Here is a 15,869-nt window from a genome sequence, read left to right as displayed (position 1 = left end):
ACAGGCTATGTAATATTTTCTATTGATAGGAAACATTGTATTTTGTACGCACTCTTATAAACTATAACAGGGTATTCACGCGAAACACCGCCCGTATTTCGATGTGGGCGGTGTCTTCTATATTATATCTATGAATCAGGTAAGTCTGCCACCGAATAGTAGAGCACGCTGTTGCTCGCAGAACTTTTTGTATTCGTTTTCGTCCGTGCCTTTTTCGATGGCTCTGTCGATGACATCACCCAGTTCATCGAAACAGACCTCCTCATTAACACATACCGCGGTGATTCCATGCAGCAGATACACCTCATAGTAATCAGAGCCGTTGAGCGCAACTATCACGTAGCCGGTGTGCAACCGTCCGTTCACCTTGATACGAAGTGCAGGCATACCGTTGTACACCATGGCGGTAAATTCCTTGATACCCCATGACATGAGGACACTTGCCGGTGTCATGGTTATTAACTGTTCTTTGGCGGTCTGTGCGACCTGTATTGCATACTCTTCCATAATTATGACTTTAATTTTATTGTTATTCGAACCATTCGGGATTGTCCTGCTTCAGTTCGGCAATCAGGTCCTCGTCTGGTAATTTGAGACCGTTTTTGTCCGTGAAGAAGAAATCTTGTCGTAGAGCCTTTCGGCTTCCTTACTCGCAAAACCCTCGTTTTCGTCGTTGAAGCTGCCAGGCTGGAGGACATCAAGCAAGGCAGTCGATCCGATAAGGAGTTCTTCACCCTCGTTTGAGTTTACTACACGGCAGATGTAAGTATTGCCGTCGAATTGTACTTCTTGTGTTTTCATAAGCTTGTTATCTTAATGGGATGTGTTTTCCGTTTTCCTTGAGATATTCCATGATGCACTTTGCTTCTTCGTGCGAGGCTCGGTTGCGGTCGTCGTAGTGACGCGTTTCGTCCGCCATGACTGCAATACATTCTTTAATAAGCCGGTAAAGGCTCTGTTGCAATGTCGGGTGCTTTTCGGGAATGGCAGCCGCAAACCGCTTGGGATTGAATCCGTAGTTATTTACCGACATTTCCCAATCTTTCGCGAGTTTGTACTCTTTGCTTTCTTTGATGCCCATTGTCTTTAATTTTTAATGATTTATTTTATTTCCCTTTGTTCGGTTCTTTTTCTGCCTGAACCGCTTGGGATTTACAGATGCTTCAAGGGACTGTCGGACAAGCCATTTCCGCCGCTTTTTCCGGAAAATTACTCTTTCTCGGAAAGGAAGAATTTTACAGGAAATGCACTTCAAAGCGACGGAATCAAGCGCGACAGTCCAAATTTGCGTCTGGAAAACCGACCGGCAAGGGCAGGAAGTAACCGGTCGAACAATCGGAAGTAGCCCAGATTACAATTAGCCATTTCGAACAGGGGGCAGTCGTAACCTAACCTTGACCAATTTCATCTCCTTGCTACATGGCTCGATCAGGAGTAACGGCCGCAGAGATCCTGCCGGAACTAGCCATGCCGCCGATAGTGCTTTGGAAAATTGAAAAACTGATACCTAAACAAGTAAGGAGGAACACGAATGCTTGAAATTTGACTAGTCGGACAATCTTGTATATCAGAAAAATAGCTTTGATAAAGAAACGACATACAAATATCTTACACCTACGTCTTATAATGTAAGTGGCTGGGAAAAAGCTGTAGTCAATATAGCAATAAAGGATGGATTACATTCCGATACGGATTCGGACACCAATATCGAACTCAACCACGAGTACACGTTTGACAGTAGCCAACGGCCCATCAAACATGTATTTTGTTCACAAATGGCAATGGTTACATGTACCTACCAATATAAGGGGAATGACAAATATCCCTCAACCATGATAGAGGAACATCCCGAAGAAGGTGTAACCACCTATCATTACACCTATACGCAGTTCGACAAGAAAAACAATTGGACGGAACGAAAGGTTAGCTATGCCACTGAATATGACGACTACGATGATGACATGAATTATATCGGGAAAAAACAAACATTGCCAGAAGAATACATTGAGAAAAGAGCCATTGAGTATTGGTAAAGTGAATTAATAGTTATAACTGAAGATTTAAACATTGGAGCGGTTTGAAAGTCACTCCGATGTTTTTTATATTATATTCGTTGGAAGGAAGGCCTGCCAAACGTCATACTTCTAAAAGTAGTTTCTTTATTTTAGTAGCTTGCGGTCGTTGTTATTACCCTCTAAAACTTTCATCTGTTGAATTGCAATCTGATTAAGTTTAATCAACCGTTCACCCTGCGGAATGCCTTGGTCTATGAATACCGCATTGAGGTTTTCCATATTTGAGAGGCAAATCAATTCGTTAATAGAAGCATAATCCCGGATATTCCCCTTCAGTTCGGGGTGTTGTTCACGCCACATCTTAGCGGTCATGCCGAACATCGCCACATTCAGCATATCGGCTTCGTCAGCATAGATAATATTGGCTTGTTTGGCTGTTACTGCGGCAGGAATAAGGTTCTGCTTGATTGCATCGGTATGTATGCGGTAATTTATCTTGGATAGCTCACGTTTGGCGGTCCAGCCTAATTGTGTTTGTTCCTGTTCTTTCAGGCGTTGGAACTCTTTCAGCAGATAGAGTTTGAACTGGGGAGAAACCCAAGAGGCAAATTCAAACGCAATGTCCTTATGGGCATAAGTACCGCCATAGCGTCCGGCTTTTGCAATAAGCCCTCTCGAATTGGTCTTTTCAGTCCATTGCTTCACTGAAAGAATAAACCGATTTAGTCCGGCTTCATTTTTAATTCCCTCGAATTCGGGGGAATTAAAATCCGGATTGTACATTTCTTCCCATATTCCAAGAAACTCTATCGTATTCTTGTTGCGTAACCATTTTTCGATAAGAGCCAATCCGTTCTCTATGTTACGCACCATATCTGTCAATGATATATAATCCTTATCATCGTGGTTGATGATAGTTATCTCTGTATTCTGAACTTTAATTTTTGCCATGATATCCATTAGTGATTACTGTGCACAAAGGTATAAACTTTGTTTCAATATTGGTAGGAATACCAGCAAATTAGTATAGATCTGTGATTTTTATTTTCCCTTTGTTACCGTCTATGATTATGCCAAACAGTGAAAGATAATGGCTGTGTTACTGATAATCATAAAAGTAAGGAATATCCACGGAAGACTTTGCAACAGCTTTATGTGGAAAGGCCGCTGTTTGCCTAAAACACGATACCAAAGAATATGGCAAGGAGCACAAACATGGGCGCGAAGCAATAGAACAGGTTGCCAGGGACAGTTATACGTTCCGTTTGCTTGCGGATCATCCTTTCATGTTCCGCTATCCGTTGCTCCATTTTCTAATACCAGTTATCCAATTGGTTTATTAGTCCTGTACCGCGATTTTTCAATTGTACTGCCAAACATGTGGCAGAAGCTGCCGTGCACTTCTGTCAAATATCGAATGGTCTCGGGCAGAATAACCACTGTAGAAGCATTACGAATATCGTCCAGTCTTTTGTCAAGTGTGGTGTCGAGTTTGCCTGTCTTTTCACAAAACGTTTCTGTCGCATTATAAACGGCTGCCAACTGGCGGCTGCAACCTTAACCTCCTGCGAAAAACTGCCGCATTTTGAACTTCGGGAGCTTTGTTTATCTCCTTCTGAATCCTGCTGATTCCTGTGATGTTCTTACCGTAAACTGTTATCTCCTTATTCCTGTTTTCCGTTTCTTGCCCAAATGACAAGTTACCGTATCCATACAGCGACGTATCCATTTCATATCGTCCTCATTCTTATCCCTCCACGACAGGTCGCTTTGACCGTCACCACCTCCGCTGCTTGCTGGAGATTGGCTCAATGCTGCCAATTCAACAAAGATAGCTGCTGCCGGATTGGTAAGTTCAACGGAATAAACAACACTCCGGTAGTCATATTCATTCTCAAAAATATTCATGACCTTTTCAGGAAGATAGTACTTGTAGTTTTCCCCTCCGTAGTTGACAATGTACGGAACAGTACCGGTTTCCTATTGTGAATAGTCATGTGCCGAAATTGAGTGCATTCTTGCAGCCGGTTTCGTTTCCACTTGTTTCTCCTTGGTCGGTATTTTAATTTCATCTGTCGGGTGAAGTGCGTTTCATGTTTTGGGCAGGTTTGCAACGATAAGTCCGTATCTGTGTAACAATAGTACACGATGAAAAAGAGCGAAACATATCTGGGGCTTTTCTGTAATAATCACTCCAAAAGAAATCGAATACACATGACGTATTTACCCAACCGTCCAATTTCATGAATTCTGAATAATAACCGCGATATTCCCATATAAGATATTCATAGAATATACTTATATTTTTTCATGGCATTGTTTCTCATCAGGGTCTCCTCTTTGTTTAGAGCAAATCCCATATACTTACAGGTATGGTCATTGCGCAGGATGCATATACACATCCTTTTATAGGTAGGTATTTCCCGGAATTCTTCAATGTCGATATCGTCCAGATAGTCCATTTTTACCGGTTTCTTGTCTGTCTTGTAATTGGTGCTGTCACCTACTTGAATAGGAATGTTACGGTCCTTCAGTTTCTGTATGACTGCATCACTGAGGACTCCCCCCTTTTCCTTCCAAAACCTCATACTGGTTACCAGTTTGGATTGGTACCTTTTCCGGGTCTGCTCAGGCAGGGTTGAAAGTAGGAACTCCATGAACGATTTCCACGTATATCCTTCCGGCAGACGGACGTTTTTCCTACCAACAGCATGCGTATTCCCGTAAATTCCGGAAAAGTTAACCCCGTTCACCCGACCAATCATCCTCCCCCATGTATTAGGATCAATGACCTTGTATAAGGCAAGACTTTCTATAGCCTCATTGATGAACGGGCTTGCCACTCGCTGCCGGCCAAGGCTTATCCCCGCTTGGTAATACAGGTCATATAAGCGGTTATAGTCCCATTGGAACCGACCGTTGGCGACCCAGATATCCTCTGTCTTCCAGTCGTAAAGAGGATAGAGATTGTATATTCCCTCGTCTATTCGAGTGCTCCATTCGTATCCTTCATACCGCTCTTTGGCACTTTTATAAATAGCCCGCCAACGGTTATAGCTCTCTTGGGTACGTATTCCTACCAGACAGCAGGTACGTTGGGCATTCTTTTGCTGATGGAGCCAGCAAGAAAATTTCACTTGAAAGTCATAATCCCACATTTGGCGGTTATAAAACGGGAAGTTGTCCACAGTCATTGCATTTTTAGGCATCTCCCTGACCCATGCCTCCCTTTTGGCCTCGTCCCATGGCCGCCAGTAATTCTGGAACATGGAGGTGCAAGTGGTTACACGGAAAGGTACACATATCCAATAGACTTCCAGTATATCCCTGTTCGCTTCCAATACCCGTTCCACATAATCAATAGTCATGCTGTACTGTATTTCATAATCCATATGAAATACTCCAAGACGGCGTTTTAAACGGTTCCGACGAATATGGTCTATACATAAATTCAGTAATACTCCGCTATCTTTTCCTCCCGAAAAGGAAATGTATATATTATCGAATTCTTTAAATATTATACCTAGTCTTTCCTGAGTCAGTTCATATACATTCTGTAAAACCATAGTGTCCATAGAAATTTAATAACCGACAGCAAATTTAACACAAAGTACCAACAAATTCCAACAGAATATGAACTATTTATTTCTGGATATTCTAAATTTGCATTGAGAAACTGAATGCTTTATATTACTTTTAGAAAAGTGTAGAGGGTATTTACATTAAAAGTCAATCCATAATATATGACTTACCGAAAGACACGAACATGGGACGTACGCTTGACCTAATCATTAATAAAGATTTGAATATTCCATACCACTCTCATCCTTATGTATTCGGTTGTGAAAATAAAAATAGAAGAAGAAATCAATACCAACCTTATGCTGATACTTTATCATTATCCACAGATGACTATGGCGGAATATGTATGGTCAATGGTGAATGAAAGAATTCGTGAGGAAATGGTGAAGCAATTACGTTTTTAACCGGCGGATATGTCACAAAATAAAACGATAGATGGTTTATTGCAATTTATACAGCAGTATGCATCTGAATATATTATTGACGATTAACAACATGGGATTGAAAAAAATATTTTTGAAAAGACACTATTCTATTCACAATACGATTTGCGGTATATATTAGGAGTCGAAAATCAGTTGATAAGATATCTGGAGTATGAAATATAACCATATATCCTGATATACCGATACATAGCGGCGGAACTCTTTATAAAGACAAGTGTTTTTATAAAGTGATAATTTATTACCAACCTTGTTGGACAAGTAAAACGCATTATAACCCTATAAAGAATCATAATGCGTTTCTTATGAAGCCAAGAAATGATTAACCTACAAACTCCTTTAGATACAAGTGTAACCCATATCAAAGATTTACCTATTTTTACTTTTCAACCTATTTATTGTCTTAACGACTTCATTCATTACTGTTTTCTTGGAAGTTTGGAATGTCTCAAGCTCCTTGATAATGTTTGTCTTGTCATAATATAAGTTATACCAACCTAACGTTTCGGCGGATATTATGCGAAGCCCCTCTTCCCGACTTTCATCCTTTATAATATTGAGTAATGGTTCAATTGCCTTAGCGATAGGTTTATTACGAAATATGCTTATTTCATTCTGTATCTGTTTAGTAGTACTTTCTGGATTATTAATAACAGAGAAATCTCTTTCAAGCCCTTCCTTTCGCCGAGGGTAGTATTCCGATAATTCTTTCACGTATGAAGGGTCATAGAATGACCAATCGGCGGACTGTCTTGTCAATTCGTTCAAAGCTGTATCATGGTCAAATATATCAATACCACTGAAAAATCTGAAGCGGTACCTGTTTTCGTGTCCACGAAGCAAATAGCCTTCTATCCATGCCGGAAGCAATTTCGGATTACTGTTCTTTTCAACATATTCTACCGCATAACGACGAATCAGTTCATAGCTATCATTCATAGCAGTTTTCAATACGTCGACAGCTTCTGTAGGGTAGTTCAATGCCAATAAGCGTAAAGCTTCCAAGCGCACTACGAAATAATCCGATTCGTAATAGCTTTTCTTTAACAGGTCAACAAGCCCCTTACAATCGGCCATGGACAATTGGCGGAGTGCCATCGCTTGCATATCAGCCATCGGAGATTTCAATTGTTTCTTCCAAAATACAGTATTGCCTTCTTCCAAAACCAGGGTCGAGTTGATATCCATATCCAGCCCCGCGTTGTCGGTAAAGTGGAAAGTCGGGTCACCGATCAGATGATTTTCCAGGAAACAGGTGAAACGGGTAAACTGCCCGATACGCATGCCGGCTGCTAATAAACCAATAAACTCATCCGGCCATTTATCCTGGATAGTATTGACCGTACATCCCATAGTGGAAATAGTCCTGCCCTTATTAAAAATATAAGAGCCCACAATGTTGTCATCCAAATGGAAAGAACCATTAAAGCAAGCGTCAAATAGTATGAATCGTGCATTGGGACTTAACAGGCGAATATCTTCGGTATATATATCCATGTTGCGATTTAAGATGGAATCCGATTCGATTTTTTCTTCATCAAAGGCCTCTGCACACCAGCTTTCAGGTACGCCATACTGTTTGGCATATTCTTTGATTGCCGCTTCACGCCCATGCTTCTTTGCGTAGGAGGGCACTTTGCTCCGCAAGAATATTTTGGTATTTTCAATACTTAGATTGACGCCGGAACCGCTTTCATAACCATTGATATATTGCATGGTGGGACCACCATGATGATGGAACAACATGATGTCCAATCCTTCACGCTGGACTTCGTTCAGGTAGAATGGCTTCATCGGATAGCACATGTCAAATTCGTAGAATTTCACAGTATTGCCGGGCTTGAATATTTGCGGCAGCTGTTCGCGTAATGCCATTTGCTCGCCGCTCCATGCGAGAGGATCTTCGGAATTGTAACCATGACCACGGGCCATAGTCAACTGGTTGAGTATATTTTGTTTTTCTTTTTCGGCAACCGCCTTTTTCAAGTAGTCACGCAACATCTGGTAACGATCTTGCCCTTCCAAATGTAACGGACGGATACGGGCCGAATAAATATCCGGTGAAATGTATTGTTTGGAATCGGCGCGTAATGTCAGATAATGATAGTCCGGCTTCAAGCTATCTTGTTTGATGTAATCGAAAGTTAGCCCAAAATCGTCGTAATAACGGTCAGAAGGAATACTCGATCTTTGCCAATTGGCTTTCGGAGACATCTTGAAAGCCGAAGATAAATGATGTGCATCACGGATCATCGGGATAGGGATGTCACCGATGAATACACAGCCTTCCAACGGCGCTTTTTTATTGTTGTGCCATTTGATAAGTTGTGTACGGATAGGTTCGGGCCTTTTCCAGTCATCAATTAGCAGATAAGTACCTAAACCCTCTTTTTCTACACTGGCACGATAGGCGTCAATCTCATTTTTTGCTTCACCATAACTTTTCTGGTCGACTACAATTGCAAAGGTAGTCATCGTTTTTACACTGGGATGCACGACCGTTTGTGCCTGTATATTCATAGAACACAAAGCGGTAATTGCCAAAATGATGTATTTTTTCATATTCATAAACTTAATCGTCTAATTGTCTGTTCAATTTCAATTTTCAGTTCTTCTGGAAGAATGCTTGATCGTTGTATTTTCTTCATCTCTCCGAGAATATACGGACGTTGCACGGAGTAGGTGAACCAGCCTAATGCTTCGGTCATTACCACTCGTACTTCCAAAGGATTGTTAGTATCACGAACTACATTCAGATAATCATCCACATGAAAATGGAAAGGATAGTTGCGTACACTACGGATCGCACTGATACGTTTCGTTTCTGGAGCGGTTGTGTCCATCAATGTCTGATGGCTTTTCGCTTCTTGTACGGACATTCTTTCCAAACTTCTTAACAACCGCGTTTTTTCTTCGGTTTCATTCAAGCGGTTGGCCTTTACATAGAAGTCTTCTACCGCTCTTTCTACTTTTTCCCTCGGATAGAGACTCAAGGCCTTATTGGCACTCATTTGTACGCGTAAACGTTCGTTATGCTCCACCAGCGCCTCTACAATAACGGGCAATAAAGAATCGTCACCTACGAATCCTGCATAAATGGCACTCTGACGGGCTACCATTTCGTAGGCGTCGTTCAACCCTTCGCGCAGTGCTTCAATGAAATTTGCATCCTGATAACGGCTCAACAACTTGATGGCTTCCATACGCACGGTGTTGAAACCGCTCTCTTGATACATTTTCAAAAACAACGGGGATAATTCTTTCTGCGTATCAGTGTCGGCAAGCATACGCATCGCCAGAGCCTGTACATCGGCATACGGGCTGTTTAACAAATCCATCCAATAGGCCTTGTCTTTTTTGCGTATGGTCATGTCGGTACTTAAGGTGTTGGCTTCGACAGGAGCGAAACGAAGGGTCGGGTCACCCAACAAATGGCCTTCGAGTGATGCGATCAGTCTGTTGTATTGTCCGGCCCGTACGCCGTGGGACAGCAGACCGATCATTTCTATGGTCCAACGGTCCTGTAACACATTACGGGTATTTCCTTGCGCCACTAATGTCCGGCCGTCATTGAAAATGTATTGTCCGGCTATATAGTCGTCTTCATGGAAAGAACCGTTGTAGCATGCATCAAACATGATCATCTTCGGATGGGTGGAGAGGTTGCTCCTCATCAAGTCTGCGGTCACGATACGTTCGTCGGCATAGTGGATGGAGTCAGTTTTCCAGAACAGCGGATTGTCCAGATCCTTGAAGAAAACTTCATTTACCTGTCGTTTAGTTTGCATCTGGATACGTACGGTATCCTTATCACGTTTTCCGGCATGGTCCATGACTGCGTTATACAGCGTGCTCTTCAACATCTTATAACGATTGTCAAAATCAGTACACGCCAGCTCGTCGTTAATGAGTTGTCCCGTCGGCATTCCGTGCTCATGGAACATGAATAGGTCCAGGTCTTTTCGTTGCAGCTCACTGAACAGTCTATATTTCATAGGGTGTCTCATGCGGAAATTCCAATGTTTGAATCCCATTTGACGACCGAAGGCCAACGGGAAGTTTTCCTTATACGCTTTTTCGTCATCCATCCATACCATCAAACAGTCGGAATTGTAAGAACCGCCATTGAACGAGAATACCTGATCCAATTGATTGTCCTTATCTGATTTGGCGGCAGCCGCTTTTTTCAGGTAGGCGGCAATAGCTGCATATTTGTCTCCCCCCCTTTTTTCCGGATACTTGATACGGGCCGAATAAAAAGCGGGATTCAACTGTTGGGGACTATCTTCCGCCAATTTATAATAAAAATGCTGCTGATTTACCGAGTCCTGCCTGATGAATTCAAATTTCAAATTCAGGTCATCATAAAAACGGTCGGTCGGTACGGAAGACTGATCCCAGGAGAATGCTTTCTCGTTCATCTTGAAAGCAGTAGTCATATGTTGCGCATTGCGTACCAACACGACAGGCACATCACCCACTAAAACAAAACCTTCCAATGAAGGACATTCCTGATATATTTTAATGATTTCTTGTTTTACTTGATCAGGGGTTTGCCAATCTCCGCTAATCAGATAAGTAGCCAGGCCATCACTTTCTACCGCGGTCCTGTACTGATGCATGGCTTCTTTCGTGTTTACATAAGTCCGGTTGTCTGTTATGATGGCGAAAGCGGTAGGTTGCTTTGCCGACGGCTTTATCACTGTAGTTTGTGCATTTCCTGCCAGCGGCAAGAGAAATGCCAGATATATTATTTTTTTAATCATGGTCGGTTAATCCTTTAGTCTGTAATACGTACGATTAGCTTCTTCACGGAGGCTTTCAGACAAGTTTTTGTCCTTTCTCAACTGGTCGCATGCTTGAAGAATGTCGGGCTTGCGGTAAGAATGAGTGAACCAGGCAAGGGCTTCCAATAAGCTGGCCTTCAACTTTTCACTTTCATTGGAATCGACAAGCAAGTCCAAGAGACCGTCCACACAAGCATGTGCCATATAATTTTTTAAAGAGTTGCAATAAAGAATACGCCAGCGTTCAGCAGTTTCTTTGCTTAACAATTCCTTTTGCATACTGCGGTTGTTATTGGCCTTTTCCAAAGCTTCACGCATTTCCTCTTTGTCTTGCAGCACATAAGTCTCAGCCATCACTTTATCAATCGCTTCCCGTACGGCTGTTTCATCAAAAACATGAAGCCCTAAAACTATATTGAATGCCACACGCTCGGATAGATTATCCTCCACATATGCCTTGATTTGTGGATAGACATATTCATTCAACCCTACGTGTTGCATCATGCGGATGGAAGTACGGCGAATGAATTCATAAGAATCCCTGATGGCTAAAGGCAGTACTTCTTGGAAGTTTTTATCACCTATCTTTTCGAGTAATGCCAGACTGGTGAAACGTACCATCATGAACGGGGAAGTCTCGAAAGTCTTTCTCAACAGAGTTGAAATCCCCGGATAGCCATTACGATAAAGATTGTGCAAAGCAAAATTCTGTATGTCGGCATAGGGTGATTGCAGCAATTCCAACATCCGGCCCTCATCGTATGGCGCTTTGAACAAAGCGTTGGCATCCACCCCGTTAATGGACTGGAAACGCAGGGTCGGGTCACCGATGATATGCGATTCGAGAATGTTTGTCAATTTTGCCCATTGGCCAACCCGGGCTCCCATGCCCAATAACCCCAGCATTTCGTTGGCCATTTTATCTTGCAGCACATTGACAGAATTGGCGAAAGTGGTCACACACTTTCCTTCCGACATGATATAACGCCCGGCAATGTAATCTTTTTCACGGAAATCGCCGTTGTAGCATGCATCAAAAATGACCATACGGCTATTCGGCTTGAAATCTGTAACTTCCGGCAGGATAATGCCTGTGCGCAGGTCCAGTAAAGAATCTTCTGCAATTACTTTAGGATCGGCATATCCGGCAATCCAGGTACTGTCCAGACCGTATTTGTCTTTCATCTTGTCCAGCATCTCGTCGAAAGCCTTTTTGTTACCCTGTTTTTTGCGGGCCAAACTACGATAATAGTATTTCATGGCATCCATATGGGTGTTCCATCTGTTGGTGGCAGGACTTCCGGAAAGATACTGCCGCTCGGGGACACCATGTTCATGGAAAATAGACAAGTCCAGATCTTCGCGCTTCAACATGTTAATTACATCGTCTTTGGGATAAGCGCTGAAGTTGTAACGGATGAAGCGGGCGCGTCCTTCTTTGTCAAATACTCCCGGCAATTGTTCGCGGATAGTAAATGTTTCCGGGGTCCATGCCGTCAGTGAGTTGGAGTAAGATCCATCACCCGTGTACGAAAAGAACTGGTCCAATTTATTGTTTGTCCGATGTTCGGCTACAGTTTTTTTGAAGTAACGGCTGATTTGTGCATAAGGATCCTCACCGTTATCAATAGCTTTGACACGTGCGGAATAGATATCACACTGGATGCGTTGTGGAGATTCTACCGCAAGGTTATAATAGAAAAAGTTATTTTCTACACTGTCCTGCTTCAAGAAATCGAATTGTAGGTCGAAATCATCGTAAAAACGATCGCTGGGTACAGATGAATCCCTCCAGGCATTGTTCTTTTCATCCATCTTGAAAGCAGAAGTCATGTGCTGCGCTTTGCGGATCATCGGAATAGGAATCTCGCCGACAAATACAACTCCTTCCAACTTATTTTTCTTGTAGAGTTTGGCGATTGCTTTTTTTACATCTTCCGGGGTCTTCCACTCATTGTATACGATGAATGTAGGTAGCCCCTCCTTTTCCAAGGTTTCCTGATAGGCCTTGAGCTCGGCTTCGCAGGCCTGATACGTTCCTTCATCTGTAATTACGGCAAATGAAGTATCCTTTACTTTCATTGCCGGTTTGACAAATGTTTGTGCCTGCAGCGACAACATGCTGCAGAGCATCAAACTTCCGGTTATTAATTTACGCATATTGAAAATATTAAGTTTTGTGTTATTAGAAATTACATCCTAAGCTTATAGCCCAATAAGTACGTCCGTCATACTCATAGTCGGAGGTACTTACACGGTCGAATGCAACCTTGGCAAACAAGTTCATGCGTTTATTTTCCTTGACTTGCCGGGAATACGTTACCGATCCGCCGATACCGTAATGGTCACTGGTATAATAATTGGCCAGCCCCTGTTGTAATTCGGTTACGGTCAGATAATCTGCATGACTGCCGCCATATGTATATTCACCTCCCAAATTAGTATTATAAGCTGCATGAATGTCTACTAAAAGTCTACGATTCATACTGTTGCCCAATACAAAATTCTTTTTACCTCCCAAGCCGAAAGATAAATTTTCTGCATTTTGTACAGAGTTAGGCATTAGATATTCATCGTCTTGTTTGGTATAATTCACATCTAATTCTATTTTCCAGCTATATTCGGCTTCCCGGTTTTTACTGAACGCGTAATTCAGAAAAGCAGCTTGGGTCTTATAAACAGAGCGGATGTTGCTGTACAAATCCAGCCAACCGCTTTGTGATTCAGAGTTGTCACGTTGGGAAATGTACTGAATGCCGTCGATATGGCGATTCAGATAGGTCGCTTTCACATAACTAGTATAGCTTTTTCCTCCTTGGATGGCCGCCAAGGAAACCTGGGCGGTTTTATCTTTTACACCGGCTATCTTTTTAGGAGTGGAATAGCTATGCTGGACGGTTTCCGCCTTTATATCATAACTGCCTTCAAGCAGTAGATTGAAAGAGGATGTACTGAAGTTATATTGGAGAGCGCCACCAAAACGATCACCAATATAATTGCTGGTCACGCCGCTCCCAATACCCTTTATGGCTGTACCCAGACCATACAATATATAGTAGTCCTGGTCTACGTAAGTATTGACGTTGCTCATTCTTGAGTCTTCTTTGATGGAGGAATACTTGAAGTTTGCGCCTAACTTATGCGAATCATTCACCTTGTATGTAACTCCCGGTGTGAGTTCCAGTGTATAGAAACGGGTATCTACACGCGGATCGCGCTGTTTGGCTGCCAATGTAGCCACATAATTCCCTTCGATACCCAATGCCCAATGGTTACCAAGCAGAGGAGTGGCGGCACGGAATTTCAGGTCGTAATATTGATTTCTCCATTTACTCAAATGTTGGTCTGCTATATAGTAAGGCATCCCCCTGAAGGGATCGGTAATGGACGCGTTATATCCGGCGTCTGTCAGGTTTTCTTGTGCGAATTTGAACGCACCCCATACATGCACATTTTTCAGGTTTATAAAACCCTCACTGAATACACTTACAGCTGTCTCTTTTTGTCCTTCTTGTGGACGGCAGTAATTTCCATCCTGCAGGTCATATCCCACTATGACATTGGAATAATTTTGTACATCGTCAAATGTCATACCGGCAGCATTTTGTGAATGGAACCACAATCGCTTAGCTTTCAACTGTTCCATAGCGGCAGGAGAGAGACCTTGTGCTGCTCCTCCCATATTTGCAAAGCAGGCTATTATCAGCAAGCCACTTTTCATATAATTCATATATTGTTTTTTCATTGTCCTGTCCTTTCTATTAATTATTGCAACATGTGATTCCATGAAGGCATTTTCGCATTGTGACGGCGCAATACAGGAACAACGCCACGCTCAAAGTCATCCGTACTGTTGTTTGTATCCTGATAGATGTATGTGCCTGTCTCTTCGCGAATGATGGGATTACCTTCATCGTCAGTAGACAACTTACGAGTAATACCTAAGCCACAATAAGTAGCTCCTACCCAAGTAATTCCGGCATCAAGTACACCGGGAACACGTTTGGCATTCATCATTGATTCATTATTTGCCGCTTCTACAGCGTCCAATACGTATTTGATAGGTATTTTAGCAAAATACGTAGTACTGTTCGGTTTGCTCAAATCCGTTGTTTTCATATTCTCGTCATTAACCGGATCCCAATTTTCCCCTTCAGGAACACGGAAAATCACATAAGCACCTCCGAATACGGATGTCAAATACTGTGGCACACTCCCCATTTCGGCTTTTCCCTGATAGAAGACATGTTCCATGTCATAGGCTGCCTGGTCGGGGAAATTCGGATTGTTCATATTAAATTCAAACTCGGAACTACTACCGTCTATAGGACTTTGCGGATTGTAGATGTTCAGTTGATGATTGGCGGCAAATTGGGAAATAATGCAAGATTCACCCGGTTCCAGCGGATATTCAGTACCATTTCCCGGAAATCTCCATACACGTTCTCCATACGCATAATTGTTGCCGTCTGATTCCGGCCAAATCGGTAATTTGGTCGTAGCTGTACCCGGGGTGAGGTTTGCAAAATAAATCCCGTCCAGGTACATAGTCTCGGCTGAGTTGTTGTATATCTCATAGAACTGGTCACGAAAGTAGACTCCTCCTGCTGCCGGACGACTACCGCAATAATAAATTTCCTTGAATATTAGCGGGCTTACTTTGAGACCTTGTACCTTAATATTCAGTGTCTCCCCATCCTTGAACAATGCTTCATTTACGGAGTTACCATTGATATAATATTCGCTATCTTCCGTATCAATGGCAGTTCCAGATACCGTAACCGAATAAATTCCCGGAATAATCCCATCAACCGTCACACTGTTGTCGGTTACTTCCTTCACGTAATGCACATCTTCATCGTAATTATCGAATTTAACCTTCAGATCTTTCAAGGCCGCTACATTTTCAACGGTAATTTCCATATCTACGTTGACACTGATAGGCTCGACTTCTGTTACACCAGACATCTCCTGGAATGAATCGCACCCTATTAAAAGTGTAGTTGCCAGCATAGATAGATATATCAAATATTTTTTCATAA

12 protein-coding genes and 1 pseudogene are annotated in these 15,869 nt (G+C 42.4%); 2 read left to right on the top strand and 11 right to left on the bottom strand.

Features of this window, described 5'->3' with window-relative positions; genetic code table 11:
* Positions 1-135 precede the first annotated feature (135 nt).
* The 3 genes and pseudogenes from HMPREF0106_RS18735 to HMPREF0106_RS18745 form a co-directional block, all read right to left on the bottom strand.
* Positions 136-507 carry a hypothetical protein gene (locus HMPREF0106_RS18735; RefSeq protein WP_009039253.1) on the bottom strand — a complete coding sequence of 124 codons (372 nt, stop codon included), beginning with the start codon at positions 505-507 and terminating at the stop codon, positions 136-138.
* A 22-nt stretch (positions 508-529) separates the two neighbouring features.
* Positions 530-801, bottom strand: a pseudogene (locus HMPREF0106_RS18740) (hypothetical protein).
* A 7-nt stretch (positions 802-808) separates the two neighbouring features.
* Entirely contained in the window at positions 809-1,081 is a 273-nt protein-coding gene (locus tag HMPREF0106_RS18745; RefSeq protein WP_009039252.1) for a hypothetical protein, read from the bottom strand.
* A gap of 694 nt (positions 1,082-1,775) precedes the next feature.
* On the opposite strand from HMPREF0106_RS18745, the gene HMPREF0106_RS27365 reads away from it, so the two are divergent.
* Positions 1,776-2,033, top strand: a complete 258-nt coding sequence (locus HMPREF0106_RS27365) for a hypothetical protein (protein WP_009039250.1) — start codon at positions 1,776-1,778, stop codon at positions 2,031-2,033.
* 126 nt (positions 2,034-2,159) lie between these two features.
* Here the strand turns inward: HMPREF0106_RS27365 and HMPREF0106_RS18755 are convergent, their stop codons facing one another.
* From HMPREF0106_RS18755 to HMPREF0106_RS18760, 3 genes are all read right to left on the bottom strand, one after another.
* Positions 2,160-2,966 (bottom strand): KilA-N domain-containing protein, encoded by an 807-nt coding sequence (locus tag HMPREF0106_RS18755; protein ID WP_009039249.1) that lies wholly within the window; start codon positions 2,964-2,966, stop codon positions 2,160-2,162.
* Between the two features lie 705 nt (positions 2,967-3,671).
* Positions 3,672-3,923, bottom strand: a complete 252-nt coding sequence (locus tag HMPREF0106_RS0124380; RefSeq protein WP_050427851.1) for a hypothetical protein — start codon at positions 3,921-3,923, stop codon at positions 3,672-3,674.
* A 377-nt stretch (positions 3,924-4,300) separates the two neighbouring features.
* Entirely contained in the window at positions 4,301-5,590 is a 1,290-nt protein-coding gene (locus tag HMPREF0106_RS18760) for a DUF3440 domain-containing protein (protein ID WP_009039247.1), read from the bottom strand.
* A 267-nt stretch (positions 5,591-5,857) separates the two neighbouring features.
* Between HMPREF0106_RS18760 and HMPREF0106_RS26970 the strand changes: the two genes are divergently transcribed.
* Positions 5,858-6,001 carry a hypothetical protein gene (locus HMPREF0106_RS26970; RefSeq protein WP_157133789.1) on the top strand — a complete coding sequence of 48 codons (144 nt, stop codon included), beginning with the start codon at positions 5,858-5,860 and terminating at the stop codon, positions 5,999-6,001.
* A gap of 408 nt (positions 6,002-6,409) precedes the next feature.
* On the opposite strand, the gene HMPREF0106_RS18765 is transcribed toward HMPREF0106_RS26970, so the two are convergent.
* The 5 genes from HMPREF0106_RS18765 to HMPREF0106_RS18785 are packed head-to-tail and all read right to left on the bottom strand — an operon-like array spanning position 6,410 to position 15,867.
* On the bottom strand, positions 6,410-8,602 hold the full coding sequence (locus tag HMPREF0106_RS18765) for a hypothetical protein (protein ID WP_009039245.1): 2,193 nt from the start codon (positions 8,600-8,602) through the stop codon (positions 6,410-6,412).
* 2 nt (positions 8,603-8,604) lie between these two features.
* Positions 8,605-10,806 carry a HEAT repeat domain-containing protein gene (locus HMPREF0106_RS18770; RefSeq protein ID WP_009039244.1) on the bottom strand — a complete coding sequence of 734 codons (2,202 nt, stop codon included), beginning with the start codon at positions 10,804-10,806 and terminating at the stop codon, positions 8,605-8,607.
* 6 nt (positions 10,807-10,812) lie between these two features.
* Positions 10,813-12,987 carry a hypothetical protein gene (locus HMPREF0106_RS18775; protein WP_009039243.1) on the bottom strand — a complete coding sequence of 725 codons (2,175 nt, stop codon included), beginning with the start codon at positions 12,985-12,987 and terminating at the stop codon, positions 10,813-10,815.
* Between the two features lie 25 nt (positions 12,988-13,012).
* Positions 13,013-14,572 (bottom strand): DUF6850 family outer membrane beta-barrel protein, encoded by a 1,560-nt coding sequence (locus tag HMPREF0106_RS18780; RefSeq protein WP_009039242.1) that lies wholly within the window; start codon positions 14,570-14,572, stop codon positions 13,013-13,015.
* Between the two features lie 20 nt (positions 14,573-14,592).
* Positions 14,593-15,867: a DUF4876 domain-containing protein gene (locus HMPREF0106_RS18785; protein WP_009039241.1), complete on the bottom strand. Its 1,275-nt coding sequence runs from the start codon at positions 15,865-15,867 to the stop codon at positions 14,593-14,595.
* Positions 15,868-15,869 lie beyond the last annotated feature (2 nt).

It is taken from the genome of Bacteroides sp. D22 (genome assembly GCF_000163675.1).
Classification (GTDB): Bacteria; Bacteroidota; Bacteroidia; order Bacteroidales; family Bacteroidaceae; genus Bacteroides; species Bacteroides xylanisolvens.
This window is presented reverse-complemented; position numbering and strand designations above follow the sequence as displayed.

What these genes read in the sequence shown, in the direction of transcription:
- HMPREF0106_RS18735 (WP_009039253.1), bottom strand. Translation starts at nt 507, where the DNA reads ATGGAAGAGTATGCAATACAGGTCGCACAGACCGCCAAAGAACAGTTA.
- HMPREF0106_RS18745 (WP_009039252.1), bottom strand. Translation starts at nt 1,081, where the DNA reads ATGGGCATCAAAGAAAGCAAAGAGTACAAACTCGCGAAAGATTGGGAA.
- HMPREF0106_RS27365 (WP_009039250.1), top strand. Translation starts at nt 1,776, where the DNA reads ATGGCAATGGTTACATGTACCTACCAATATAAGGGGAATGACAAATAT.
- HMPREF0106_RS18755 (WP_009039249.1), bottom strand. Translation starts at nt 2,966, where the DNA reads ATGGCAAAAATTAAAGTTCAGAATACAGAGATAACTATCATCAACCAC.
- HMPREF0106_RS0124380 (WP_050427851.1), bottom strand. Translation starts at nt 3,923, where the DNA reads ATGAATATTTTTGAGAATGAATATGACTACCGGAGTGTTGTTTATTCC.
- HMPREF0106_RS18760 (WP_009039247.1), bottom strand. Translation starts at nt 5,590, where the DNA reads ATGGACACTATGGTTTTACAGAATGTATATGAACTGACTCAGGAAAGA.
- HMPREF0106_RS18765 (WP_009039245.1), bottom strand. Translation starts at nt 8,602, where the DNA reads ATGAAAAAATACATCATTTTGGCAATTACCGCTTTGTGTTCTATGAAT.
- HMPREF0106_RS18770 (WP_009039244.1), bottom strand. Translation starts at nt 10,806, where the DNA reads ATGATTAAAAAAATAATATATCTGGCATTTCTCTTGCCGCTGGCAGGA.
- HMPREF0106_RS18775 (WP_009039243.1), bottom strand. Translation starts at nt 12,987, where the DNA reads ATGCGTAAATTAATAACCGGAAGTTTGATGCTCTGCAGCATGTTGTCG.
- HMPREF0106_RS18780 (WP_009039242.1), bottom strand. Translation starts at nt 14,572, where the DNA reads ATGAAAAAACAATATATGAATTATATGAAAAGTGGCTTGCTGATAATA.
- HMPREF0106_RS18785 (WP_009039241.1), bottom strand. Translation starts at nt 15,867, where the DNA reads ATGAAAAAATATTTGATATATCTATCTATGCTGGCAACTACACTTTTA.